This window comes from Haloferula luteola (genome assembly GCF_014201715.1).
Lineage (GTDB): Bacteria > Verrucomicrobiota > Verrucomicrobiia > Verrucomicrobiales > Akkermansiaceae > Haloferula > Haloferula luteola.
On record NZ_JACHFD010000020.1, the window covers coordinates 22,388 to 46,692 of the forward strand.

24 protein-coding genes and 1 tRNA gene are annotated in these 24,305 nt (G+C 59.5%); 14 read left to right on the forward strand and 11 right to left on the reverse strand.

The window, feature by feature from the left end:
• Positions 1-9 precede the first annotated feature (9 nt).
• Positions 10-2,412 (reverse strand): glycoside hydrolase family 127 protein, encoded by a 2,403-nt coding sequence (locus HNR46_RS16205; protein ID WP_184020663.1) that lies wholly within the window; start codon positions 2,410-2,412, stop codon positions 10-12.
• Positions 2,413-3,045: 633 nt separating this feature from the next.
• Between HNR46_RS16205 and HNR46_RS16210 the strand changes: the two genes are divergently transcribed.
• The 3 genes from HNR46_RS16210 to HNR46_RS16220 all read left to right on the forward strand — a co-directional run bounded on the left by HNR46_RS16210 (position 3,046) and on the right by HNR46_RS16220 (position 5,806).
• Complete coding sequence (locus tag HNR46_RS16210) at positions 3,046-4,431, forward strand: hypothetical protein (protein ID WP_184020665.1); 1,386 nt, start codon at positions 3,046-3,048, stop codon at positions 4,429-4,431.
• A gap of 56 nt (positions 4,432-4,487) precedes the next feature.
• Positions 4,488-5,102 (forward strand): peptide-methionine (S)-S-oxide reductase MsrA, encoded by a 615-nt coding sequence (gene msrA / locus HNR46_RS16215; RefSeq protein ID WP_184020667.1) that lies wholly within the window; start codon positions 4,488-4,490, stop codon positions 5,100-5,102.
• An 86-nt stretch (positions 5,103-5,188) separates the two neighbouring features.
• Positions 5,189-5,806, forward strand: coding sequence for a hypothetical protein (locus tag HNR46_RS16220; protein ID WP_184020669.1), 618 nt, complete (start codon positions 5,189-5,191; stop codon positions 5,804-5,806).
• A gap of 9 nt (positions 5,807-5,815) precedes the next feature.
• Here HNR46_RS16220 and HNR46_RS16225 read toward each other — a convergent pair whose 3' ends face one another.
• From HNR46_RS16225 to cysE, 4 genes are all read right to left on the reverse strand, one after another.
• The gene (locus HNR46_RS16225) at positions 5,816-6,250 is read right to left on the reverse strand and encodes a GNAT family N-acetyltransferase (RefSeq protein WP_184020671.1); all 435 of its coding nucleotides are present in this window, start codon (positions 6,248-6,250) and stop codon (positions 5,816-5,818) included.
• Positions 6,251-6,309: 59 nt separating this feature from the next.
• On the reverse strand, positions 6,310-7,425 hold the full coding sequence (locus HNR46_RS16230) for an aldo/keto reductase (RefSeq protein ID WP_184020673.1): 1,116 nt from the start codon (positions 7,423-7,425) through the stop codon (positions 6,310-6,312).
• Positions 7,426-7,498: 73 nt separating this feature from the next.
• On the reverse strand, positions 7,499-8,482 hold the full coding sequence (locus tag HNR46_RS16235) for a hypothetical protein (RefSeq protein ID WP_184020675.1): 984 nt from the start codon (positions 8,480-8,482) through the stop codon (positions 7,499-7,501).
• 23 nt (positions 8,483-8,505) lie between these two features.
• Positions 8,506-9,342, reverse strand: a complete 837-nt coding sequence (gene cysE, locus HNR46_RS16240; protein ID WP_425491702.1) for a serine O-acetyltransferase — start codon at positions 9,340-9,342, stop codon at positions 8,506-8,508.
• Between the two features lie 52 nt (positions 9,343-9,394).
• Here cysE and HNR46_RS16245 point away from each other — a divergent pair, with 52 nt between their 5' ends.
• The gene (locus HNR46_RS16245) at positions 9,395-9,808 is read left to right on the forward strand and encodes an RrF2 family transcriptional regulator (protein ID WP_184020679.1); all 414 of its coding nucleotides are present in this window, start codon (positions 9,395-9,397) and stop codon (positions 9,806-9,808) included.
• Here the strand turns inward: HNR46_RS16245 and HNR46_RS16250 are convergent.
• From HNR46_RS16250 to HNR46_RS16260, 3 genes are read right to left on the reverse strand one after another with little or no spacing between them, the layout of a single operon-like run.
• Positions 9,805-10,503, reverse strand: coding sequence for a GNAT family N-acetyltransferase (locus tag HNR46_RS16250; RefSeq protein ID WP_221285224.1), 699 nt, complete (start codon positions 10,501-10,503; stop codon positions 9,805-9,807). The two genes, HNR46_RS16245 and HNR46_RS16250, sit on opposite strands and share 4 nt — an antisense overlap.
• Before the next feature lie 39 nt (positions 10,504-10,542).
• Entirely contained in the window at positions 10,543-10,938 is a 396-nt protein-coding gene (locus HNR46_RS16255; RefSeq protein WP_184020681.1) for a hypothetical protein, read from the reverse strand.
• A 59-nt stretch (positions 10,939-10,997) separates the two neighbouring features.
• On the reverse strand, positions 10,998-11,684 hold the full coding sequence (locus HNR46_RS16260) for an RNA polymerase sigma factor (protein ID WP_343076058.1): 687 nt from the start codon (positions 11,682-11,684) through the stop codon (positions 10,998-11,000).
• A 28-nt stretch (positions 11,685-11,712) separates the two neighbouring features.
• On the opposite strand from HNR46_RS16260, the gene HNR46_RS16265 reads away from it, so the two are divergent.
• The 6 genes from HNR46_RS16265 (at position 11,713) to HNR46_RS16290 (ending at position 17,618) form a co-directional block, all read left to right on the forward strand.
• Positions 11,713-12,246, forward strand: coding sequence for an adenine phosphoribosyltransferase (locus HNR46_RS16265; RefSeq protein ID WP_184020684.1), 534 nt, complete (start codon positions 11,713-11,715; stop codon positions 12,244-12,246).
• A gap of 107 nt (positions 12,247-12,353) precedes the next feature.
• Positions 12,354-13,904, forward strand: a complete 1,551-nt coding sequence (locus HNR46_RS16270) for a glucose-6-phosphate isomerase (protein WP_184020686.1) — start codon at positions 12,354-12,356, stop codon at positions 13,902-13,904.
• A gap of 178 nt (positions 13,905-14,082) precedes the next feature.
• Positions 14,083-14,835, forward strand: a complete 753-nt coding sequence (locus HNR46_RS16275; RefSeq protein WP_184020688.1) for a (Fe-S)-binding protein — start codon at positions 14,083-14,085, stop codon at positions 14,833-14,835.
• A gap of 7 nt (positions 14,836-14,842) precedes the next feature.
• Positions 14,843-16,261 carry a lactate utilization protein B gene (locus HNR46_RS16280; protein WP_184020690.1) on the forward strand — a complete coding sequence of 473 codons (1,419 nt, stop codon included), beginning with the start codon at positions 14,843-14,845 and terminating at the stop codon, positions 16,259-16,261.
• 63 nt (positions 16,262-16,324) lie between these two features.
• The gene (locus HNR46_RS16285) at positions 16,325-16,933 is read left to right on the forward strand and encodes a LutC/YkgG family protein (protein ID WP_221285225.1); all 609 of its coding nucleotides are present in this window, start codon (positions 16,325-16,327) and stop codon (positions 16,931-16,933) included.
• A 49-nt stretch (positions 16,934-16,982) separates the two neighbouring features.
• On the forward strand, positions 16,983-17,618 hold the full coding sequence (locus tag HNR46_RS16290) for an RNA polymerase sigma factor (RefSeq protein WP_221285226.1): 636 nt from the start codon (positions 16,983-16,985) through the stop codon (positions 17,616-17,618).
• A gap of 176 nt (positions 17,619-17,794) precedes the next feature.
• Here HNR46_RS16290 and HNR46_RS16295 read toward each other — a convergent pair.
• The 3 genes from HNR46_RS16295 to metK form a co-directional block, all read right to left on the reverse strand.
• Positions 17,795-17,869 (reverse strand) — tRNA-Gln (locus HNR46_RS16295).
• A 176-nt stretch (positions 17,870-18,045) separates the two neighbouring features.
• On the reverse strand, positions 18,046-19,476 hold the full coding sequence (gene ahcY, locus HNR46_RS16300) for an adenosylhomocysteinase (RefSeq protein ID WP_184020692.1): 1,431 nt from the start codon (positions 19,474-19,476) through the stop codon (positions 18,046-18,048).
• A gap of 28 nt (positions 19,477-19,504) precedes the next feature.
• Positions 19,505-20,698: a methionine adenosyltransferase gene (gene metK / locus HNR46_RS16305; protein ID WP_184020694.1), complete on the reverse strand. Its 1,194-nt coding sequence runs from the start codon at positions 20,696-20,698 to the stop codon at positions 19,505-19,507.
• A gap of 55 nt (positions 20,699-20,753) precedes the next feature.
• Here metK and HNR46_RS16310 point away from each other — a divergent pair, with 55 nt between their 5' ends.
• From HNR46_RS16310 to ychF, 4 genes are all read left to right on the forward strand, one after another.
• Positions 20,754-21,677, forward strand: coding sequence for an ArsR/SmtB family transcription factor (locus HNR46_RS16310; RefSeq protein ID WP_184020696.1), 924 nt, complete (start codon positions 20,754-20,756; stop codon positions 21,675-21,677).
• Positions 21,678-21,726: 49 nt separating this feature from the next.
• Entirely contained in the window at positions 21,727-22,569 is an 843-nt protein-coding gene (locus HNR46_RS21240; RefSeq protein ID WP_184020698.1) for a phosphodiester glycosidase family protein, read from the forward strand.
• A gap of 96 nt (positions 22,570-22,665) precedes the next feature.
• Entirely contained in the window at positions 22,666-23,046 is a 381-nt protein-coding gene (locus HNR46_RS16320) for a hypothetical protein (protein WP_184020700.1), read from the forward strand.
• A gap of 60 nt (positions 23,047-23,106) precedes the next feature.
• Entirely contained in the window at positions 23,107-24,222 is a 1,116-nt protein-coding gene (gene ychF / locus HNR46_RS16325) for a redox-regulated ATPase YchF (protein ID WP_184020702.1), read from the forward strand.
• Positions 24,223-24,305: the final 83 nt, after the last annotated feature.

A 24,305-nucleotide genomic window follows, 5' to 3' on the forward strand; every position in this document is an offset into this window, starting at 1 on the left:
ACCGACCCGTCATTCGCCAACCGTGGGCTTCATCAGGCGAAGATCGAAGATCCCGCCAGCTAGCCAGACTTTGGCTTCGAAGCGGACATCGATCTTTCCCTCCTTCGCGCTCGCCAACACCTCGGCCGGAATCGGGTAGCGTTTCTCGATGAATTGGTCAGGAGCTTCACCTTTGAGCTCCTGCGTCGCCAATCGCGTGCCCCCGACCAGGATATCGAACTGACGCCCTGAATCGCCGCCCCAATAGGTCACCACAAGATCGAGATCCTTCTCACCATGGGTACGGAGCGTGTATTGGATCCACTGGCCATGCCGCCAGCGTCGCCCATTGTGGAGGCCCGTCTCCATCCCCTCGCCTTTCAGATCGTGCTCCACTTCCGGCTGCTGTTCGCCAGCCGTGACTTGGTCGACGGTCGCCGCCTCACGGGCGGCTTTCTCCCGCTCCTGAGCTGCCAATTTCGACCGTCGAGCTTCAACCTTCTCACGACTCGTAAGCTCCCAGTACATCTGATACCTCGACTCGTGGAGCGTATAAAATGGCTGCAATGAGAGTCCTTCCGATCTAGCCGGATCCACCACTCCACTCAGCCGGAAATGCATCGGACCTGCTTGCGGATCCGCTTGCACATGCTTCACCAGCGCTTCCTCAGAAGTGAGCAAAACCGGAACCTGATCCAAGGGAACTTCCGGCCCCCAAGCCACATGCCCCATTCGGGTCCCATCGGCATGCAATCCCTTTAGGTCCTCCTTACCTGAGGGCGAGGCGAGCACGATCGGGCCGTGCAACAAAGCCACCCAGTCCGAGCCATCGGGCAACCTTTCGACAGAGGTCTCCATCGGCAATCGGAGCTCCACCACATCGCCCCCATGCCACTCACGGCGCACGGCCAGGTAACTTGACGGAGCGGAGCGAGTCTCCACCACTTCACCATTCACCGTTACCTGGAAGCCCTCTGACGCCACCCACCGCGGGTGCCGAAGATACAGCGTGAAGGTACTCGCTTGCTTCAATTCCATCTTCAAGCGCGTTGCCTGCTCGTTCGGAAATGCGGTTTCCTGGCGAATCTGCAGGCGGTCTGAGATCTTCAGCTCAGAGGGGATAAAGAGATTCACAAACACCCCATCCTTCGCCTTGGCATAGATGAACTCCCCATACTTGCCAGGATTCTCCATGCCCGTCCCCACACAGCACCAAAAACAATGCTCCGGTTCTGAATACACCCGATAGTGCTCAGGGCGGATCGGCGTGAAGTAGACAAAGCCCGGCTCTTTCGGATGAATCGACGCCAGGATGTGATTGAACAAGGCGCGCTCGTAGTAGTCGGCCAACCGCGCCTCCGGTCGCCGCTCAAAAAGCTGCTCAGTGAGGCGCAGCATGTTGTAAGTGTTGCACGTTTCCGGACCTTCCCGGTGCTCCAGCATTCCCCGGAAATCCTTGGGATCATTGAAGTGCTCCGCCACGCTGTTCCCTCCGAATGCCACGTTGCGGTGCTCCGTCACCGTCTCCCAGAAGAACCGAGCGCCATCCTCCAACTTGCCATCGTTGGTCAGCGCCGCAATTCGCTCCATCCCGATAATCTTTGGAATCTGGGTATTCGCGTGAAGCCCAGTAAGCCGGTCCTCGTGGCGAAACAGCGGCTCAAACACCCCCCGATCGCCGAATCGTCGCGCCGCCTCCAGGTACTTCGCCTCCCCGGTGATCGCGTAAATATCCGCGAGGGTTTCATTCATCCCGCCATATTCACTGCGCAGCATCCGCTGCATCCCTTCATCAGAAATCCCCGAAATCAGGTCCACACACCAGTCTCCCAAGTGAACTAGGAGCTCCCTGGCACGCGGTTCATCCAGCCGCAAGTACACATCTCTCAAGCCCGCAAAGGTCTTGTGCACGTTGTACCAGGGAACCCACTTCGACCAAATAGCCTCCACATCCCCCGCCGCGATCTTTCCCCAAAATTCACGACTCCCGGGAACACCTCCTAAATAGCCATTCCCTGCAGCGATCTGACACAGTTCAAGCTCATCCAACATGTGATCGAGCCGTTTCCGGAGCTCATGGTCGGCATCGTCTCCTGCGGCAATCATGTTGGCCAGTGCTGCCAGATAATGCCCTGCCGTGTGGCCATCGAGTCCGGTGTTTTCCCAATTCTCGTAGCTCTCGGCCTTCGCAGGCAACCCCGCCTCACGGCGAAAAGGCGCCAGCAAACGATCCGGATCCAAGGCCAGAAGATAGCGACGATTCACCTCGACTGCCTGCGCAAATGGCCCCTCCAACACCCGCACTGAACTCAACGGGAACAACTCCACGGGAGTCGACGGATCGACCTTCAACTTTTCGGCGGCAGAGCTTGATGCCGACAGGGCCATCCCCATGCCGCACAGGCAAACGAGGGTCTTCGAACGAAAATGCATGATGTTTGTAGGGATAGCTCAGCGCCTCGCAAATCGCGAAGGGAAACGATTCACCCCGCAACGCCAGCACAGCAAAACCAGCGGAAAACCTGACCGATTCCCGCCAAGTTCGTTTCAAATTTCCTTTCTGCCTCTGTCCGCCAACCCGAATTCCCTCGTCAAATCGCCATTTGACAGCTGCTCGCAGCCATGTGGGGGTAGCCCAGCGAGTTCCGCTCTTTCTTTTTCCTCGAAGCCCGACCTGTCTCGAAACCCAAGTCCCTTGGAACCCTGAAATTCCCTGCCACCACTCTCGCCCTCGGCGCTTGCCTGAGCTCCGCATCGGCCGATTCCGACACGCTTTGTTTTCAACCCGTTCTGGGATTCCCAGAAAATCCTCACACCGCCGAAGGCTTCGCTCTTTCTGGCGATGGCCAATGGCTTGGCGGCCAGGCTGAATCCAACCTCGGCCCCGAAGCCTTCGTCTGGTCCGCGGAAAGCGGGATTTCCGGGCTCGGTGACATCGACCCCGATCCATTCCGATCCAGCGTCACCGCGCTCTCCGCTGATGGCTCCTACGCCGCAGGCAACGTCGCCTACGGCGCCAGTGGCACGCGCGCCGGACTCTGGCGCCCCGGCCTGAAGGTTCTGCAATTGGGAACCCTGCGTTCCCTGCCATCGTTTTCATCATCGAACGCCCATGCCATTTCCTCCGATGGTCAATGGGTGGTAGGTTCCTCGACTTCCTATGCCGGAATCCGCGCATTTCTTTGGTCACGAGACACCGACATGATCAACCTCGGCGTTCTCCCCTTGCCCCTGGGAGGCTCCGCATCCGTCGCGTATGGCGTGTCAGGCGACGGGTCGATCGTCGTCGGCTCATGCAGCGGAGAGTCCGGAACCTACGCTTTCCGTTGGACGGACGAAAGCGGCATGGTCTCGCTGGGAGATCTGCCAGGGGGAGACCCCCTTTCAACCGCCACGGCCATCTCGGCCGACGGTTCCACCATCGTCGGCTTCGCATCCCCATCGGGCGGACTGACGGGAGTGCTGTTTCAGGAAAATGGCACCGACCCGACTTCCGTCGGTGATTTCACCGGTGGTGGGACCTACAGCCGCCTCACCGATGTTTGTGCTGATGGCAACATCGCCATTGGGCTGGGCAGCGATGACGACCACTACCAAGCGGCCGTTTGGGATCCCGAACACGGACTGAGAAAAATCAAAGACCTCCTCGCCGAGTCCGGCATGCCTCTGGAGGGCTGGGCCATCTACGAGGCCACGGCGATTTCGGACGATGGAGACACGATCGTGGGGAACGCGCGGGATCCCTCTTCACGATTTCAGCCGTGGATGCTCACGGGGGTCCGCAAACTGATTTCAGGCGAGGACTTCAGCGACATCGTCGCGCCCGTACCGGTCGTCGTCCGATTCCAACTCGCACCCGACCTCGAGGTCGATCCGCCTCCGACCCTACGGATCACGGCGACGCCCAACGGCCCAATGGCGCCCACGGAAATCGAGCACGCCTTGAGTTCTGGAGATTCCACCGCGCCCCTCCCGCTTCTTTCCGGAGGAAACTATGAAATCACTGCCTCCGGCAGTGGGCTGATTTCCGTCGAATCGATCTCCCTCCACGTCGAAGAAGAAACGACCGTCACCTTGGTGTTGGATTCCGATCGCGACGGCGACGGACTCAGTGATCGGGACGAAGCCACTTGGGGCACGGACCCCGACTTGGCCGACACCGACGGCGATGGCTTTTCGGATGGCTTTGAAGTGGCCCATGGCTTCGACCCCTTGGATCCTGAAAGCACCCCCGAATCCCGGCTCAGCGTGATCGCCAGCCCCTCCGAATCCTCTCGGCGCCTGCAATTCTACGCAGCCGCTGGCATCGACTATCGACTCGAGGTGTCCACCGACCTTGTTACCTGGGAACCGTGGGGGGAGAGCTTCACTGGCGACGGGGAGGCCCACCTTCGTGAAATTCCCGACGAGGCTCCCGTCACCCAATTCTTCCGCCTTCTGAGGGAACCTTGAACTCCATGGATTTGTGGAATAACTTTCCCGAATCCCCACTCCTACCCCTGCCACTTATGAAGCGAGTCCTCGTGATTTTGGCCGCCGCCGTGCTAGCGTCGTGCCACGCAATGTCAGAAGAAGAGAAAAAGCCCGCCCCTCAACCCGAAGTTCCGGAAAACGCTGAAGTCATCACGCTGGGAGCCGGGTGCTTCTGGTGTGTCGAAGCCGTGTTTGCGCAGATCGAGGGCGTCCAGTCCGCCACCTCCGGTTACATGGGCGGCACCACCGAAAGCCCCACTTACCAACAAGTGTGCACGGGAGAAACCGGCCACGCAGAGGTCGTCCAAATTGTCTTTGATCCCGCAAAAACCAGTGCCGCCCGCATTCTTGACTGGTTCTGGGAACTTCACGACCCGACCACCCTGAACCGCCAGGGAGCCGATGTCGGAACGCAATACCGCTCGGCGATCTTCTATCACTCCGAAGAACAGAAAAAGGTCGCCGAAGCCTCCAAGGAAGCGGCCCAAAAAGAGTTCACCGACCCGATCGTGACGGAGATCACCCCGGCTTCCACCTTCTACCCGGCCGAGAACTACCATCAGGACTTCTACTTCCAAAATAAAACCAAGAATCCGTACTGCCGTGCGGTCATCGAGCCCAAGCTCCGCAAGCTGAAGCTCGAACACTGATTCTTCGCCCCCTTTCCGCCCCCCGGTTCATGCCCGGGGGGAGATTGGAACTTGAAAGCTCCCGCCGGAATCTCTGCCTTTCCGGCATGTCGAAATACGCTGGCGAAGAAGTTCTGGTCGTTCCCCGTTCCGTCCTCGACGAAATCGGCCACTTCGAAGGACTTTGCACGGAGGGTCTTGAGTCCGCGATGCAGGTGCTGCTCGACCCCCAGCGGCACTTTTTCATGGACCGCGCCACCGCCGAGGACGATCCGACCCACAAGCAGCTCATCCCTTACTGCATCATCCGCTGCGGCGATCGCATCCTCAACTACACCCGTGGTAAGGCCGGAGGCGAAGCCCGCCTCCATGCCCAGCGATCTGTCGGGGTAGGTGGCCACATCAATCCCGTCGATACCGGCGAAGGTCGCACCGGGCCTGCCGCCTACCAAGCCGCTGTCGAACGCGAACTCGCAGAAGAATTGATCTTCGGATCCCTTCCAGTGTCCCGGGTGTTTGCCTTGCTCAATGACGAAAGCAACCCCGTGGGACAGGTTCACCTTGGAGTCGTGCATCTCATCGACGTGGAAAACGACAACGTCCATTCCAATGAAGATGCCCTCGCCGATCTCACCTTCACGCCCCTCAGCGAGCTGGCCGGTCCTCTCTTCGACCGCTTGGAGACCTGGTCGCAAATCTGCATCCGCGAACTGGCCGACTCATAACACCTCACCTCACTCCAGGGATTTCACAAAGCGCACCGACTTTCTCACGTAGCCATTTCCTTCGTAAAAACGATGGGCTTCGTGAGAGCGGTGCTCTCCACTGGTCACTTCCACTCGGAGGCAGCCCACTTCCCGGGCGTATTTCTCCATCATCCGGATCAGTTCGCGTCCCGCTCCGCTTCGGCGCCGTGAGCCATCCACACACATCGCAGTGATGCGGCCAAGCGTCTCCGTCGCATGAAAGCACGCCTGAGTGTGAAAGCTCAGGAAGCCGATCACCTCACCCCCCGCGCACGCCACCCACACTCTTCCCCCAGTGGACGCATATTGATCCAAACGTTGGGCCACCTGAGCTGACGCGTTCGGGTAGCCCATTTGCCCCAGCAGCGACACCAGCACTTCGGCATCCCCCGCATTCGCTTCCCGCACCTGCACCTCTGCCATGCGGGAAGCTTGCGCATTCGACCAGCCCGCCGTCGAGCCCGTCGAATCCTCCGCTCATCTTACCACTCGGTTCCGAGCTCGTAGCGCCCAGCCAGCTCCAACAAATCTTCGCGCATCGGCCATTCGTCCGGGCGTTCGCTGATCGCGTGCCGCTTGCTAGCTCCCTTCAAAGTCATGCACCCGGTATTGTCGCCAATCGCCTTCACCTCTTCGATCTCCTCCGCAGACAGGCGGACCTCCGGCATCACTGCGAACTCACGGATGCGCGCTTCAATCGGCCGTGCTTGTTCCCCAGCCTCTTGAATGAAGGTCGGCACCACACTGCGCACAGGACTTTGGCTTAGGTTCCAGATCGCCGCGAACTGGACCATCGACAGTCCATGACGCTCTGCAATCGGCTTCATCTTTTCGATCTTCTCCAACCCGTGTTCCACCCAACCATCGGGGCGGTAGGCCCGGTGATCTCCCGGCTTGAAAGCATGCCCGGCCTGCATGTCTCCAAAGAACAATCCCCCGAAATCCACCACGCGGGTCAGCACCTTCACATCGAACTTTTCACACGCCGGCAACGCCAAACCTACCGGCCACGGCTCCAACGGATTCAAAATCAGCATCGCCCAATCGATCGAATCCCCGAACTTCTCCAAGGCATGGATCAAATCCAATGTGAAACCATTGGCCGGCCCCGGAGCGATCCCAAGCTGTCGAGTCAGCTCCAATGACCGCAAATTCTCCAAACCTCCCCAAACCGCTTCACTCGTATAACCCGCCTCGTCCGGGTTGTGCAGCATCAACATGTCGAAGTGATCCGTCTTGCAACGTTCCAATGACTTCTCACAAGCCATCTTGAGGTAGCCCGCATAACCATCCTCACCGCGCAGCTCCGGATCGGTGAAGCGCGGATATCCCCGGTTTCCTTGGCGCTGACCTTCGTAAAAATCGTGCCCCAGCGTTCCGACGAGACAATAACTGCTGCGGTCGACGCCCTCCAAGGCTTCCCCCAAAAGCTCGTCCGCCTTACCATTTCCATACACATCCGCCGTCACAAACGTCCGGAAGCCCGCTTCGTAGGCAATTTGGATACACTCCTTGTAGCGATCTTCGCTCAGCGTTTCACCGAAGTGCATGAAACGTCCGCCGCTCCAGGTTCCGTAGGCCGTCGTCGTCAAATCCATGGCCCGGACATAATGCCACCATCTCCAGCGGTCAACGGCATCAACAGCCGGTCGGGAACAGAATCCCTTCCCCTCACTTCAACACCGGTTGCCACGCCCGGGAACGCGTCAGGCATACCCGACCCTGCATCTGCTTCTTCGCCCCGCCCCGCCGCGACGTCACCGTCTGAATCTGGTCGAAATCCTCATACAAAATCACCGGATACAACAGGGACGCCCAGATCTTCCCCGACTGGATCGTCACCTCAATATCATGACGATCCCCCTGAAGATTCGGCCGGTCCTTCACCTGATAAGCTCCTTCCACAGAAAACACCCCACATGGATGCCCACCAACCGCCTCTTCTCCCTCAAACACCAAGGTCACCCGCCCTCCCACATTGAACGGCTCCAGCAAACGAATCGTATTCCCCGTAAGGACAATACGGTCCCCTGCCCGCCACGCTCTCGCCGAGGAAAACCACTGGCTCCGCGGATGAGCACCCGCTTCCACCATCAAGTTCGGCAAATCATCGCCCAAGGCATCCGCCCAGACGATCACCTCGAAGTCCGTCTCACTGCGTGCCCCTTTGTGGTACCACCCTTTCTCTCCCAGCACATAGTGCAACGTCTTCCCCTCCGGAGCCCCGGACGAGGCCGGTTTCACGACCTCCCGCACCTCCTCGCTGTCCTTCTCCACAAGATGCCGCTCCGCTTGGTCCAAGGTCAGCAGAAACTCCCCAGATCGCTTGAAATAACTCACCACGGTTTCGACCTTGCCATCCAGCCATTCGCTTTCACGGCCCACCGCTGAAGTCCCCATCAGGCGGACTTTTTTGCGGTCCTCCACCACCCGGACTTTGCCACGAATCTCCGTGGGAAACGGCAAATCCCGACGAAACGTGACTCCATCCGCCGTCCGCATCACCAGGCCCGCCATGGTGGCATCCACATCACCACCAGGCTCGGCGGTGACCAGACCCGGCTCCACGGCGGCGGAGCCCATCAACTCCGTGATCTTGTCACAACCCGATACCAGCAGCATCGGGAGTAACATCAGACCACGCGGGAGAACCATGGCGGCTGAATTATCAGGGATCTTTAACCTTGGCTAGTCTCAGATTGACAAGCGCCTTCCGCCCTGCAGATCAGACGCTGGTCCATATCCAACGCGGGCGACTCTTCAGCACTCCGACCGACCACCACAGCCGGTACGCCAGCCACCGTCGTATGGGGTGAAACATCGGCGAGCACCACGCTCCCCGCTCCCACCTTCGCGCCCTCTCCAATCTCCACCCTCCCGAGAATCTTCGCTCCCGCGCCCAGCAGCACGCCGCTGCGCACGACCGGGTGACGATCACCCGTCTCCTTGCCCGTGCCCCCTAGAGTCACTTCATGGAGAATCGAAACATCGTCTTCGATGATCGCCGTTTCCCCCACCACAAAGCTGGTCGCGTGATCCAACAAGATGCCGCAACCGATCCGCGCCGCCGGGTGGATATCCACACCGAACACCTCACTGGCCAAACTCTGAAAGTAGTAGGCCATGGCGCAACGCCCCGAAATCCAGAACTGGTGAGAGATCCGATACGTCGAAATCGCGAGGAAGCCCTTGAAAAACATCAGGGGATGGAGGGGAGAATCGCAGGCAGGGTCCCGCTCCACAATCGCCGTGAGATCCCGAGCTGCACTCGCAACAATCCATGGATGATCTTCCAGAACCTTGAACAACAACGGGCTCAACTCCTCGCGGGTCATGTCCTCGCGGGCCAGTTTCCTCGCCAAACGCACGGCCAAGGCTTCGCCCAAAGAACTCCGCGATAGAACGACATCATCGAGAAGGCTCTTCAAACCGGGTTCCCGGCTGCGGATCTTGGCCGCTTCCTGCTCCATTTCCTGCCAGACCTTTTCGACCTGGATTCCACGAGATTCGCACATACGAACGTGCTTCACGCTTTCCCCCTGTGATGCTGTGTGTTGCGCTGCCTCCATGCGGATCTCCCAAAAACTCGACTATGCTTGCCGGGCGATGGTTCAACTCGCCAAGCGCCATGACGGGAAGACCCTTACACGGCTTGAGGAACTCGCGCAACGGGAAGCCGTCTCGGCGAACTTTCTTGTGCAAATCCTCAACGATCTCAAGCGCGACGGACTGGTCGACAGTCGCCGCGGCAAGGCGGGAGGCTACCTGCTAGGCCGTCCCCCGGCAAATATCACCCTCTTGGACATCGTCCACGCCGTTGAGCCTGGAATGCTTGCGGGCATCAGCAGCTCAGAGGGCGAAAGCGCCAACGTGATTCGCGCCGCTTGGTCAACGGTCCTCGACAGCACCCGCAAAGAATTGGGGAAAATCCACTTACGGACCCTCGCCGAACGCAGTGCGGGACCGATGTACTACATCTAGACTCCGATTTTGGTCCAAAACGTCAGCCGATGGAGGATTTCCTCCTCCCCCGATTCAACTTCGCGCCAAGCCAGCTCCGCCGCCAAATTCGGCTGCTTCCGAAAACCTCGACTCTCCCAAAACCCATCCAAGGTTCGATCGCTTTCCGCCCGCTTGGGATGATCGCTGGGGCGATCCACTGCACAAAAGGCCAGCCGGGAAAAGCCCAACTCAGCGGCATGAGCTTCCCGCTCTCGAAAAAATTGCTTTCCGATCCCCCGCCCTCGCCACGCTTTTTTCAGCACCGATTCTCCGAAGTAGAACCATTCTCGCGGGTCCTCACCCGTAGAACGAAACGGTTGGATAAATTCCTCGTGGGCCTCACTCAGCGGTAATCCCGTCGAGGCGCCCACCAACCTCCCTTCGTGCACGGCCGCCACTAAAACCGCGCCAGATGCCTCGGAAAACTCCTCAAGATACTCCGCCTCATACTCCTCTGAGCCGTCATAAAGGTAGGGAAACTCCCGAAAAACCTCGATCCTCAATCGCGCCAAGGACGCGAGGCCACTTCGAATGGCATCTCCCTTCAGAACTTGTATTTCGACCTGCATCTGCTGCTCCGACTCCTGTTTGAACCAAGAAGTGCCGCAGGGCGATCTCGAATCCCATCCTCCACTGAGCTCATCCCATTCCTCGACACCGGCGCGAGAAGCCAAGCCCCTCAGTGCCAGTCCGGAATTCGCCTGAAAGGAAAATCAAAACTCCTGCTCCGCCTTCTCCTCTTCAGGCTTGCCCTTCTCATCGAGTGCCTCCGGCGCGACCGGCGCACGCTCAGGAATCGGTGCTACCACCGGATGGCTGATCGCCTCAGGAGCAATCGATTCCGTCGCCTGATGACGTGGCACCACGAGCACGATCGCCACCATGGCCGCATAGGCCAATCCGGCCCCATACGCCCAACGTGACATTCCCTGTTCCGAGAACCAACTCGCGAGACGCTTCCACCAAGTGGACCCTTGATCACCACGCCCCCCATCCGCCACACGCCGCTGATGGTACTCACGGAGGAAGTCCTCCATGTAGCCCTCAGGAGGACGCTCATGGCGCTTCAGAGCCAGAAGATCACTTACCTGTTGCTCGGTCGGTTTCACGGTCGGATTGGATTAACGAGGCCAAATTTTTACCCCAACTCCGAGAACTTCAAGAAATCTTAACGATCCCAGAAATCCTGGAGGTAGGTTTGCAGTTGCTGATGGGCGTAGTGCAGTCGTGACCGCACCGTGCCCTCGGAAATCTTCAGAATGGCGGCAATTTCTCCATGAGGGATTCCCTGAATATCAAAGAGAGTCACCACCGTTCTATGGGAGTCCGACAGCTTTTGCAGCGCTTCGTTCAATCTTTTTTGCAATTCATTCAGATTGCTTTGCCTTTCAGGATTCGCTTCGGCCGTCCAATCGACCAAAGCCGGATCCTGCTGAACGGAAGAATCGAGATCATTGAGGCTGAGACCGGACCTGCGCTTCCTCTTTTTCAGGAAGTTGAGAGTACGATTCACTGCAATCTGATAGATCCAGGTGTAAAAGGACGACTTGCCTTTGAATCGCGGCAACGACCGATAGGCGGTCGAAAAAACCTCCTGCAAGAGGTCGTGCGTGTCCTCCTTGTGAGACGTCATGTTGTAGACCAAGCCATAAAGGCGGTCGCCGTATTTCAAGATCAGCGCATCGAAGGCACGCGTATCCCCATGCCGCGCGCGGTCGACGAGATCGGCATCCGGATCCGGCTGACGGGGGGCGTCCGGTAATCTGGGATGGGAGGAAAGCAAGGGGGTGGTGCGGCCCGACGCTACACGCCTCCCCACGCCTGTCAGCAGCAAAGCGCATCCACGCTTGGCCACGGCCAAGGCTTGGGACAATCTGAAGTCGATGAGCATTGAAGCCCTCCACTCCGCGGTCCGCGATATTCCGGATTTCCCCAAGCCTGGCATCGTCTTCAAAGACATCACGCCGGTCCTCTCCCATCCGACGCTCTTTCGCCAAGCGATCACCCTGCTGTGCGAAACGGCTGCCGACTCGCCCATCGACAAGGTCGTCGGGATCGATGCCCGTGGCTTCATTTTTGCTGCCGCCGTCGCAGATCGCTTGAACGCAGGGTTCATCCCCATCCGCAAAGCGGGCAAGTTGCCATGGAAAACCCGCGGGCTGGCCTATGCCCTCGAATATGGTGAAGCCACCGTGGAAATTCATGAAGATGCCATCACCCCCGGTGAGCGCGTGCTGCTGGTCGACGACCTGCTTGCGACTGGCGGCACCGCCGCCGCAGCCATTCGCCTGATCCAAGGACTCGGTGGAGATCTCGTCGCTGCTTCCTTCCTGATCGAACTCGACTTCCTCCAAGGCCGCCAACAGCTCGGCGACGTTCGCATTGAGTCGGTTCTCCGATACGGCGCCGAGGGATGAGCCCTCCTCATCCTCCGACCAAGTGGCTTGCGTGCATTAAGCCATGACCACGGCTTGCCCGCCCCAAAAGCACCGTTAATCTCGGATCCAACTCCAGAAGGAATCTTATGTCCCTGAGCAACTACTCCGCCTCTCTCATCCGCTACCCTCAACTCGGTTTCTCGCTCGACACCTCGCTGATGGACCTCGACGCCTCGTGGATCGAAGGCATGGAGTCCAAAGTGGCCCAAGCTTACGCGGATATCGCCAAGCTTGAAGCAGGTGAAATTGCCAATCCCGACGAAGGGCGCATGGTCGGCCACTACTGGCTGCGCAACGCAGCCTTGGCTCCTACTCCAGAACTTCGCGCGGCCATCACCGAACCCTTGCATGCGCTCAAGGAATTCGCCGCGAAGGTACACAGCGGAGAGATTTCCCCGCCCACCGCAGATAGCTTCAAGAACCTGCTGGTGGTGGGAATCGGAGGTTCCGCCCTTGGCCCCCAGCTGGTCAACGATGCCATCGGACACGATTCCAAGCTCGCCATTCATTTCCTCGACAATACCGACCCGGCCGGAATCGACCGCACCCTCGCGGAAATCGGCCAAACCGGGCTCGCCCGCACCCTCGTGCTGGTCATTTCCAAATCGGGTGGCACCCCGGAAACTCGCAATGGCATGGTCGAAACCAAAGCCGCCTTCGACGCGGCTGGCCTGCACTTCGGCCAGCACACCGTGGCCATCACCGGCCCGGGATCGAAGCTCGATCAGTTTGCCGAACAGGAAGGCTTCATCACCCGCTTCCCCATGGAAGACTGGGTCGGCGGCCGGACCTCTGTGATGTCCACCGTCGGGCTCGTCCCAGCCGCCCTCCAAGGCATCGACATCGATGCCTTCCTCGCCGGAGCCGCCGCCATGGACGAAGAAACTCGCAAACCCGAGGCCGCCAACGCCGCCATGCGTCTGGCGCTGAGCTGGTATGCCGCTGGGAATGGCAAAGGCGAAAAAGACATGGTCGTTCTCCCCTACAAGGATTCCCTCGTCCTCTTCTCCAAATACCTGCAGCAACTCGTCATGGAGTCGCTCGGGAAAGAACTCGATCTCGACGGCAACACGGTCAACCAAGGCATCGCCGTCTACGGGAACAAAGGCTCCACCGACCAACACGCCTACGTCCAACAGCTCCGCGATGGCGTCCCGAATTTCTTCGCCACTTTCATTGAAGTCCGCAAAGGACGCGACGGGGACACCATCGAAGTCGAACCCGGCAACACCTCGGCCGACTACCTCCAGGGCTTCCTCCGCGGCACCCGCAAGGCGCTCTATGATTCCGGCCGCAAGTCGATCACCCTCTCCATTCCGGAAGTGAATCCCTTCCAGCTCGGATTGCTGATCGCTCTCTTCGAAAGAGCCGTGTCTTTCTACGCTTCACTGGTCCACATCAACGCCTACCACCAACCCGGCGTGGAAGCGGGCAAAAAGGCCGCGGCCACCTTCCTCGACACCCTCAATGCCGTGCGCGGCCGCCTGACCGCCGACCCGAAGACCGCTTCCGAAGTGGCCTACGAAGTCGATGGCGACGCTGAGGACGTGTATCACTGCCTCAATCACCTCGCAGCCAACGGCGAAGTCCAGATCGCGCTCGGAGCCACTCCCGAAGGCGACACCTTCTCTCTGTGATCGGGAAAACCAGCGGAGGAGCGCTTCCTCCCCTGCCAAACCTCCTGATTCGATTTCAAAGGCCGCCCCTTCCTGGGCGGCCTTTTTTTCGCGCTGAATCGAGGCCCCGCCCCATGACCCAATCCCCCATCCGTGCCATTGCGAAGAAGGAATCGCTTCTCTAGCTTGCCCTTCAAACATGTCCGTCCCTCTCCAGCGACCTGTCGCCAACAAGGTTCTCTTCATGGCCACCTGCCTGTGCGACGCCTTCTATGATGATGCCGCCCGCGCTTCCGTCGAAGTCCTCGAGCACCTTGGAATCGAGGTGATTTTCCCCGAGAATCAAACTTGCTGCGGGCAACCGGCCTTCAACTCCGGCGATTGGAAAGCCTCGCGCAAAGTCGCCCGGCATGCTGCCGAAGTCTTTGGTGGCGATCTCCCAGTGATCGTGCCCAGCGGCTCCTGTGCGGCCATGCATTCCCACGGCAACCGCCTGCAATTCGAAGCCTGTCCGGAACCGGCGATCGAATCCCTCGCCAACCGCACCTGGGAAATCCTCGACTACCTCGTGCACGGCCTCGGCATCTCCACTTGGAAAGGTGCCTTTGCAGCACCCACCCGGATCGCCTTTCACCGCTCCTGTCACACCCGAGGCACGCGCACCGGTGAGGCCGCTCACGCCCTGCTTTCCTCCATCCGCAACGCAGAAGTCGTCGCCTTTGGACAAGAAGATCAGTGCTGCGGATTTGGGGGGACCTTTTCGGTCACCTTTCCCCACATCTCCGGCCGTATGGGATCGCTGAAACTTGACCACATCCTCGCCCAACAGCCCGACCTCCTCGTTTCCGCCGACATGTCATGCCTGATGCATCTCACCGGTCTCGCCCGCACTCAGGGCCGCCCCGTCCAACACCAGCACGCCATCCAGGTCCTCCGCGATACCCTTGCCTGATTCTCCGATGATCGACCGTCAACCCATCGATACCTACGCGACTCGGATCAGCGAGGAAAAGCAAACCTCGGTGATCACCGGTGCCACTGCCAGCACCGAAAAACGCCAATCCGTCCTGTTTGGCGACTTTCCCAACACCCACGACCTGCGGCGACTTGCCGGGCAAATCAAAGACCACACTCTCCATCACCTCGACCACTACCTCGAACAGGCCGAAGCCGCGCTCTCCCGCAACGGCGTCAAAGTCCACTTCGCCGACACCGACGAAGACGCCCGCCAAGCCGTCCTCTCGATTCTTCGCGATCACCAGGTCACCCAATTGACCAAATCGAAGTCGATGGCCTCCGAGGAAATTCACCTCAATCCGTTTCTCATCGACCAGGGCATCGAGGTTCTCGAAAGCGACCTCGGTGAGTTCATCATCCAGCTCGATGGTGACGAACCCTCCCACATCGTCCGCCCCATCATTCACAAAAACCGCCGCGAGATCGCCCGCACTTTCCAACGCGCCGGCATTGCCCGGGATCTCAACGACGATCCAGAGGTGATCACCCGCCGCGCTCGGGCCTTTCTCCGCGAAAAGTACATGCAGGCCCAAGCCGTCATCACCGGCGGCAACTTCATCTCCTGCGAAAGCGGTCGCGTCGTCCTGGTCACCAACGAAGGCAATTCGCGATTCGGCATGGCCCCTTCAAAGCTTCATATCGCGTTGATCGGCATCGAAAAACTCGTTCCAAGTGACCGCGACCTCGGAGTTTTTCTCAATCTCCTCGGCCGCTCCGCCACCGGACAGCAACTCACCGTCTATACCGAATTCATCAGTGGACCCAAGGACCCCACTCAGCCCAGTGGCCCCGAAGAAATGCACGTCGTCCTCATGAACAACGGCCGCACCGACGTCCTCGCCTCCGATGGCCGCGAAATCCTCCGCTGCATCCGCTGCTCCGCGTGCCAAAATGTCTGCCCTGTCTACCGGCAAGCTTCCGGACACGCCTATCGCAGTCCCTACGGAGGCCCGATCGGAGCAGTCCTTTCCCCTCTGCTCTTTGGCGATCGGTTCCCTGAACTCGCGGATCTTCCCAAAGCCTCATCCCTGTGCGGCGCCTGCAATGAAGTCTGCCCCGTCGACATCCCGATCCCCGACCTCCTATTGCGCCTCCGAGACAAAGCCAAACGTGCCCACATCTCCCAACCTGGTGACCTCCCCATGGCACCTTTCGCCACGCTAGCCACCTCGCCTTCGCTCTGGCGCACCGCCATGACCATGAGCAAAGCCATGAACCACCTTCCCATTGACGTGGCCCCATTCCGCCCCATTCAGGATTGGCTCGGCCAACGCACCCTCCCTGAATCCCACGGCGGCGATTTCAGAAAATGGCTGAAGAACCGCAGCAAGGAACAAGGCCTCCGGGATACTCCTCAATGACCCTCCGCCGCCAAATCTTCCCGTTCCCTTCGAACCCCTCGATTACCGGCCGAATTTTCCATCATGTCTCGCGAATCCATCTTCTCCAAGATCCGCACCGCCCTTGAGCCGCTTGCCGAAAAAACCTCGCATCCCGGCTTCGACGACGAATCGATCACTTCTTCATCCCGCCTTCAGGGAAGTCTGCGCGAGGCCTTCCAACGGAACCTGGAAGCCGTCCACGGCAGAATCCTAAACACACCGGACACCCTCGCCTCCTTTCTCCGCGAAAATGACTGCCTTCACGGCTACTGCGACCCCGACCTCATGGACCCACTGGGGCATGCTCTCTCGGCCGTAGGTCTCATCGTCGAGACCGAATACGATCGACAGCGCTACGAAGACTACCGCTTCGGCATCACCCAAGCGACAGGAGCCATTGCCGAATCCGGGACGATCATTCTGGATGATACCCTCACTCGTGATCGATTGGCGGCGCTCTCCCCCTGGGTGCACATCGCCGTTTTCCCGGAAAGCTCCCTGCATCGCTCCCTCTCGGACGCCCTCACCCACCTCGGCCCGAGCCACAATGTCATCTGGGTCACCGGCCCATCGAAAACCGCCGACGTGGAAGGAATCCTGATCGAAGGCGTCCACGGTCCCGGCGAACAAATCGCCTACCTCACCCCCTGATTTCGCCGCCCGCAACTTCGTTCTCGCACCCGGGTTGTTCCCGTGAAGCATGGACGCAGCTGCCCCATTCCATGGGCTGTTCGAAATGGCGGAACCCTCCATCCAGTCGACTGATCCCGAAAACGAACGTGACATCGCCCTCATGGCCCGCATTGCCGAGGGAGACGAGGTCGCGTTCCGCGCCTTGGTCGAGAGACATCAAAACATGGTCGTGGGAATGATCGCCCGCATGCTCAACGACCCCATGGAGGCGGAAGACCTCGCCCAGCGGGTTTTCCTGCGCATTTGGAAACATGCCAAACGCTGGAAACCCGAGGCCAAGTTCACCACCTACCTCTTCACCATTGCCCGCAATCTCGTCTACAACGAGAGCCGCCGTCGCTCGCGGAAAAAAGAAGTCTCCTCCGACCAGCGCAGTGACGAATTCGGCGCCGAAATGCCCGCCGATTCACGCATCGAGCCGGACTCCGAGACACTGCGCAATGAAATGCACGACGAAATCGACCGTGCCATCGCAGAACTCCCCGAAAATCAACGGGCAGCCGTGGTTCTCTACGCCTACGAGTCCCTCCCCTACGAGGAAATTGCCCAAGTTCTCGGCACCTCGGTTTCATCCGTGAAGAGCCTGATCTTCCGAGGTCGCACCACTTTGCGCGAAAAGCTCGCCCACTTCACCGGCTACTAAAGCGGCCTCTTGAGGTAGCTTTTCAGCCACTCGGGCCCGCCTGGCTTGGACGCTCGTCCATCCTCCCCCCTGCTTTCAGACCGGGAATCCGGGCCACCAAAAGCGCCCAAAATCATCGAACGCCGTCTGTCGCCTGGCTTGCTCGACCCGCCTCACCTTGAAAAAAGGTGAAAGAGTGGCAGCCCCCCCAGGACTCGAACCTAGAAATACTGAACCAAAATCAGCTGTGTTACCAATTACACCAAGGGGCTCCGGTGCCGACGGCGGGCGGACGCTAAAAACCAATCCCAGGTTTTGCAATAGGGAAATTGCGATTCGCTGACAAAAAACTCACCCGCCAATTGCCCTTCTTTCGCCAACGAAAAACCCCACCGACCGAGGTCGGTAGGGCTCTGAAAATCAGGCGACCCAAGGTCACCCGCGGCGATCAATAACGGTAATGGTCCGCCTTGAACGGGCCTTCCACTGGAACGCCGATGTAATCCGCCTGTGCCGGAGTCAGCTTCGTCAGCTTCGCGCCAATCTTGTCGAGGTGAAGTCGTGCCACTTCTTCATCGAGGTGTTTCGGCAGCACCTTCACTTCACCCGCCTTGTACTCGTCCTTGTTCTTCCACAGGTCGATCTGGGCGAGCGTCTGGTTGGTGAAACTGTTCGACATCACGAAACTCGGATGGCCCGTGGCACAACCGAGGTTCACCAAGCGACCCTCCGCAAGCATGTAAAGGCTATTGCCTGTCGGGAACGTGTACTTGTCGACCTGCGGCTTGATGTTGGTTTTGATCACACCCGAAGCCGAAGCCAGCTTGTCGACCTGGATCTCATTGTCGAAGTGACCGATGTTACAAACGATCGCCTGGTCCTTCATCTTCTCCATGTGCTCCAAGCGGATGATGTCGAAGTTCCCGGTAGTCGTCACGTAGATGTCACCCCAACCGAGGGTGTCTTCCACCGTCAACACGCGGAACCCTTCCATCGCAGCCTGCAGGGCACAGATCGGATCGACTTCCGTCACCACGACTTGGGCACCTTGGCCACGCAACGCTTGCGCACAACCCTTACCCACATCGCCGTAACCGCAAACCACGGCTACCTTGCCCGAAATCATCACGTCCGTGGCGCGCTTGATGCCATCCACCAGCGACTCACGGCAGCCGTAAAGGTTGTCGAACTTCGACTTCGTCACCGAGTCGTTCACATTGATCGCCGGCACCAACAACTTGCCCGCTTTCGCCATCTGGTAGAGGCGGTGCACCCCGGTGGTCGTCTCCTCCGAAACGCCCTTCCACTCGGCAATCATGCGAGCAAAAATCCCCGGCTGCTCAGCACCGATCTTCTTCAGGAGATCTTTGATCACCTGCTCTTCGTGGCTCCCCGATGGGGAATCGACCCAATCCGAGCCGTTCTCCATTTCGAAGCCCTTGTGCAACAACAAGGTGGCGTCACCACCGTCGTCCACGATCAACTGGGGACCCCATCCGCCCGGGAATTGGAGAGCCTTCCAGGTGCACCACCAGTATTCTTCCAGCGTCTCACCCTTCCAGGCAAACACCGGCGTTCCTGCCGCAGCAATCGCCGCAGCAGCGTGGTCCTGAGTCGAGAAAATGTTGCAGGAGACCCAGCGCACATCGGCACCCAACTCCACCAAGGTCTCAATCAAGACGGCGGTTTGGATCGTCATGTGCAATGAGCCCATGACACGCACACCGGCCAGCGGCTTTTCCGGGCCATACTTGGCACGGGTGGCCATCAAACCGGGCATTTCATGCTCAGCGATTTCAATTTCCTTGCGACCGAAATCGGCGAGTCCGATATCACGGACCTTGTAATCCTGGACGGGAGTATCAGCTACGGCAGTCATCGTAAGATCAATTCTGGTTTTCTCAGTGTTACTTGGCGGCTTTCTTGAGAGCAGCAACCTTATTGGTTTCTTCCCACGGCAGCCCGGCATCTTCCTTGCCAAAGTGACCGTAGTTCGTGGAGGCGGAGTAAATCGGGCGGAGCAACTTGAGCTGCTTCACAATGTCAGCGGGCTTGAAGGAAAATACCTTCAGCACTGCCGAAAGAATCTTTTCGTCCGACACCGTGCCCGTTCCAAAAGTATCGATGTGAACACTCACCGGAAGCGGATGCCCGATCGCATAAGCAAACTGGATCTCACACTTCCGGGCCAACCCGGCTGCGACAATATTCTTCGCCACCCAGCGGCCCATGTAAGCGGCCGATCGATCCACCTTCGACGGGTCCTTTCCGGAAAATGCGCCTCCACCATGGCGGCCCATACCCCCGTAGGTATCGACGATGATCTTCCGACCAGTAAGGCCCGAATCCCCCTGTGGACCGCCAATCACGAAGTTGCCCGTCGGATTGATCAAAAACTCCGTGTCGGGAGTGATCATCGACTTCGGCAGCACCTTCTTGACCACCTTCTCCACGCAGAACTTTTCGATCTCCGCATGCTTGGTTCCCGCTGCGTGCTGGGTCGAGATCACCACATTCACGATGCGCGTCGGTTTGCCGTCCACATACTCCACCGAAACCTGCGTCTTCGCGTCCGGACGCAGCCAGCTCACCTTGCCTTCCTTGCGGATTTTCGTCAGCTCGCGTCCCAGACGGTGAGCATACATGACCGGAGCGGGCATCAGCTCTGGCGTTTCATCGCAGGCGTAGCCAAACATGATGCCTTGGTCCCCGGCTCCTTGCTCATCGGTCTTTTTCCCGTCCGCTGACTTCGCATCCACCCCTTGCGCAATGTCCGGAGACTGCGTCGTCAGGTAGTTGTTGATGAAGACTTTGTCAGCGTGGAAAACATCATCCTCATTCGTGTAGCCAATCCCGCGGATCGCCTCGCGGATCACCGAATCGATGTTCACCACTTCGCCAATCGACTTCTGACCAATCTTCGGAATCGTGATCTCACCGCCGACGACAACAATGTTGGATTTAACAAACGTCTCGCAGGCAACGCGTGAACTGGAATCAATCTTCAGGCAGGCATCAAGGATCGCATCGGAAATGGTGTCGCAGACCTTGTCAGGGTGACCTTCACCGACGGATTCGGAGGAGAAAATGTAAGAACTCATACGCGTAGATTTTTCGTATCGTCAAATCGCGATGCGTTGATGTATCCGCTGGGGCATGCCGTCAATGCTGAAATCCTTGAAGCTCCTGGCCGATCCCACGCGCCTCCGGGTCCTCAACCTATTGGACCGCGAGGAGTTGAGCGTCGCCGATCTTCAGGAACTTCTCGGCATGGGCCAGAGCCGCATCTCCACCCAGCTCTCCCAACTGAAAGCTGGCGGACTGGTTGAGGACGAACGAAGCGGCAAAAATAACATCTACCGCTCCCGCATGAGCCGGGAGATTGCCCGCCTAGCCCGCGACGCCGCCGACGAACTTCCCGAAGCGACCAAGGACCTCACCGCACTTCGCCACCTTATGCGAAAACGTCAGGACCGCGCCCGATTGTATTTCGACCAACTCGCAGGGCGCTTCGGGCGCGACTACGTTCCCGGACGATCCTGGCGAGGCCTCGCGGAAGCCCTCCTCAAAGTCATGACCACCGGCGTCGTCGCCGACCTCGGCGCAGGTGAAGGCACTCTGTCCCAACTTCTTGCCCAACGAGCCGAGAAAGTCATCGCCATCGATCTCTCCGAGAAAATGGTCGAATTTGCAACCGGGCTCGCGCGCCAGCACGGGATCCACAACATCGAATTCCGCGTCGGCGACATCGAAAACCCACCCCTTGAGGCCGGCTCCCTCGACCTCGCCCTTTTCAGTCAGGCCCTGCACCACGCCGCCCACCCCCAACGCGCCCTCGACTCCGCCATCGCGGCCCTCAAGCCCGGTGGCCGTCTCGTCATCCTCGATCTGCTCGCCCACCAATTCGAACAAGCCCGCGAACTCTACGCCGATACCTGGCTTGGATTCGGAGAGGGAGAACTGGCCGCCATGCTCGAACGCGCCGGATTTTCCCAAATCGAAACCGCCGTCGTCGATCGCGAACCCGAACCTCCCTGCTTTCAGACCCTCCTCGCCGTTGCGAAAAAACCGGCAACCTAAAGCGCAATCCCCGTTGGCGCAGCGCCCTCCTTGAGCTTTAACTTCCTCCGTGGCTCGTTTCCTCATCATCGCCCCGGCCTTACTCCTCGCCGCCTGCTCCCCTCTCCGCACCGAGATGGCCGTTCAGGATGTCGCGACCACGGGCGAAATTCCCGTCCCTCCCCCTACCGAATCCGCCCTCGCCACCGCCCCCGAGCCGGCGCCCCAATCCCGGCCACCCGCTCCCACCCCCTGGGAGCCCCACTACTTCGAAACCCGCCTCAACGGCATCGCCATCGAAGCCGTCGCGTTCGATTCCCGTAGCCATCACCTCAAAGTGGCCGACCAACCTCAAGGCCCCGGCACCCGGTGGCCCGACTCCCGCTCCGCAGGCAAAGGCTCCCTCGCCGCCATCAACGCCTCCTTCTTCACCCCCGAGGGCCAACCCCTCGGCATGATCGTCACCGCGGGCCAACCCCACGGCGCCATCAACCGCGCCAGCTCCCTCGGCTCCGGATTCTACGTCGAAGAAAACTCCGGGAAACTCCGCCTCATCCGCCGTGATCAATTCGATCACGCCAAAGAAGCCATCCAGGCCGGACCCTTCCTCGTCGAAAACCGGCGAGCCGTCCGAGGCCTCAGCCAAGAATCCTCCGCCGCACGCAGCTTCCTCGCCCACGACAATGCCGGCCACTGGATCCTCGCCCGCACCGGTCCCTGCTCCCTCGCCGAACTCGCTCAAGCCCTCGCCGGCGCTCGCCTCGGCCCCGTCAAAATCCACCAAGCCCTCAACCTTGATGGCGGCCGCTCCTCTGAAATCTGGGTCTCCTCCGCCATCCAAGGTGGCCCCGCCTTCACCCGGCCCTTCTGGAACAAACCCGTTCGAAATTTTCTCACCCTCCAGCCACGCTGAGCGAAAACCTGTCAAAAAAACCTCTCATTGACCCTCGCCTCCCGCCCCAGTAAACCTCTACGTGTTCACCCGCAAATCCCCAACGCGCCACGAACCATGCGATCTCTCCTCTGGACCCTTCCCCTCATCACCGCTGGCTTTCTGTGCTCCTGCGGAACCATGAAATCCATGACCGAAGCCACCGGCAGAAGTATGGGAAAAATGGGGCAGGCCTTCGGCGCAGGCGTTGACAAAATGGCTACGGCCGCCACCTCCCCCTTCAAACCCGGCATCCCCGTCGTCGAGGCGCGACCCGACGATTTTGAAAAAGTCCAATCCGGCCACGAACAAGCCATCGCCTACCAACGCGCCCAAAACGAACGACGGAGCGGATTCTGGGCCCTCTTCAGCGGACCTTCCGACTTTGAAGAACCCGCCCTGCCCGAAATGAACGACAGCAACTTCGAAGGCGGCCTGCTCCCTCCCAAGGCACCCTGACCGCTCCCGAGTGGGATTTTTCTCGCGCCCACCCCGGACCTCCCCTAAGGCTCCCGCGCCATGCTCAAGGCCGGAATCGTCGGAATGCCAAACGTGGGGAAATCCACGCTATTCAATGCAGTCACCCGCACCCGCAATGCGGAGGCCGCCAACTATCCCTTCTGCACCATCGATCCCAACGTCGGGGTCGTCACCGTGCCTGATGAGCGACTCGCCGTTCTTTCGAAGCTCTCCGGCTCCAAGAAGCTCGTCCCCACCGCCATCGAATTCGTCGACATCGCCGGCCTCGTCGAAGGTGCCTCCGAAGGAGCCGGCCTCGGCAACAAATTCCTCGCCAACATCCGCGAAACCGACGCCATCGTCCAAGTCGTCCGATGCTTCGAAAACGACGACATCATTCACGAACTCGGCTCCGTGGATCCCGTCCGCGACATCGAAATCATCAATGCCGAATTGATCCTCGCCGACATCGCAGCCCTCGATAAGCGCCGCCAGTCCCGCGAGAAAAAGGCCAAATCCGGCGACAAAGAATCCAAGGCCGAGGTCGAACTCATCGACAAACTCCTGCCCCACCTCAACGAAGGCAAACCCGCCCTCACCCTCGACCTCGAAGAGTCGGAACTCAAGCTCCTCAAGGACTTCTTCCTTCTCTCCTCCAAGCGCACCATCTACGCCTGCAACGTCAACGAGGGCGACCTCGCCGATGCCCAAAAGGATCCCGATGCGCATCCGCTGGTCGCCAAAGTCCGCGCCTACGCAGCGGAGGCCCACGGTGCCGAAGCCGTCGTCATCTCCGCCAATATCGAGGAAGAACTGATCGACCTCGAACCCGAAGAAGCCGCCGAATTCCTCGCCGACATGGGAGTCACCGACTCGGGCGTTTCCTCCCTCATCAAGGCCGTCTATCACCTCCTCGGACTTCGGACCTACCTCACCACCGGTGTGCAGGAAACCCGAGCATGGACCATCCACGAGGGTGACAAAGCCCCGGCCGCCGCCGGTGTCATCCACACCGACTTCGAACGCGGATTCATCGCCGCCGAAATTGTCCACTACGACGACCTCGTATCCCTCGGCTCCAAGGCCGCCGCCCGAGATGCCGGAAAACTCCGCATCGAAGGCAAAGAATACGTCGTCAAGGATGGCGACGTCATCGAATTCCGCTTCAACGTCTGATCGACGCCCAGCAGAGCCGCACCACGGCTCTGCCCTCCTCTCCCATTCCGAAGCGGTCGGTCCAGACCCTTCGGTACCCGCAG

Coding starts and splice junctions, on each gene's coding strand:
- HNR46_RS16280 (WP_184020690.1), top strand. CDS start 14,843: ATGATCGACCGTCAACCCATCGATACCTACGCGACTCGGATCAGCGAG.
- HNR46_RS16285 (WP_221285225.1), top strand. CDS start 16,325: ATGTCTCGCGAATCCATCTTCTCCAAGATCCGCACCGCCCTTGAGCCG.
- HNR46_RS16220 (WP_184020669.1), top strand. CDS start 5,189: ATGTCGAAATACGCTGGCGAAGAAGTTCTGGTCGTTCCCCGTTCCGTC.
- HNR46_RS16310 (WP_184020696.1), top strand. CDS start 20,754: ATGCCGTCAATGCTGAAATCCTTGAAGCTCCTGGCCGATCCCACGCGC.
- HNR46_RS16205 (WP_184020663.1), bottom strand. CDS start 2,412: ATGCATTTTCGTTCGAAGACCCTCGTTTGCCTGTGCGGCATGGGGATG.
- HNR46_RS16265 (WP_184020684.1), top strand. CDS start 11,713: ATGAGCATTGAAGCCCTCCACTCCGCGGTCCGCGATATTCCGGATTTC.
- HNR46_RS16245 (WP_184020679.1), top strand. CDS start 9,395: ATGCGGATCTCCCAAAAACTCGACTATGCTTGCCGGGCGATGGTTCAA.
- metK (WP_184020694.1), bottom strand. CDS start 20,698: ATGAGTTCTTACATTTTCTCCTCCGAATCCGTCGGTGAAGGTCACCCT.
- ychF (WP_184020702.1), top strand. CDS start 23,107: ATGCTCAAGGCCGGAATCGTCGGAATGCCAAACGTGGGGAAATCCACG.
- ahcY (WP_184020692.1), bottom strand. CDS start 19,476: ATGACTGCCGTAGCTGATACTCCCGTCCAGGATTACAAGGTCCGTGAT.
- HNR46_RS16225 (WP_184020671.1), bottom strand. CDS start 6,250: ATGGCAGAGGTGCAGGTGCGGGAAGCGAATGCGGGGGATGCCGAAGTG.
- cysE (WP_425491702.1), bottom strand. CDS start 9,342: ATGTGCGAATCTCGTGGAATCCAGGTCGAAAAGGTCTGGCAGGAAATG.
- HNR46_RS16290 (WP_221285226.1), top strand. CDS start 16,983: ATGGACGCAGCTGCCCCATTCCATGGGCTGTTCGAAATGGCGGAACCC.
- HNR46_RS16275 (WP_184020688.1), top strand. CDS start 14,083: ATGTCCGTCCCTCTCCAGCGACCTGTCGCCAACAAGGTTCTCTTCATG.
- HNR46_RS16230 (WP_184020673.1), bottom strand. CDS start 7,425: ATGGATTTGACGACGACGGCCTACGGAACCTGGAGCGGCGGACGTTTC.
- HNR46_RS16270 (WP_184020686.1), top strand. CDS start 12,354: ATGTCCCTGAGCAACTACTCCGCCTCTCTCATCCGCTACCCTCAACTC.
- msrA (WP_184020667.1), top strand. CDS start 4,488: ATGAAGCGAGTCCTCGTGATTTTGGCCGCCGCCGTGCTAGCGTCGTGC.
- HNR46_RS16320 (WP_184020700.1), top strand. CDS start 22,666: ATGCGATCTCTCCTCTGGACCCTTCCCCTCATCACCGCTGGCTTTCTG.
- HNR46_RS16235 (WP_184020675.1), bottom strand. CDS start 8,482: ATGGTTCTCCCGCGTGGTCTGATGTTACTCCCGATGCTGCTGGTATCG.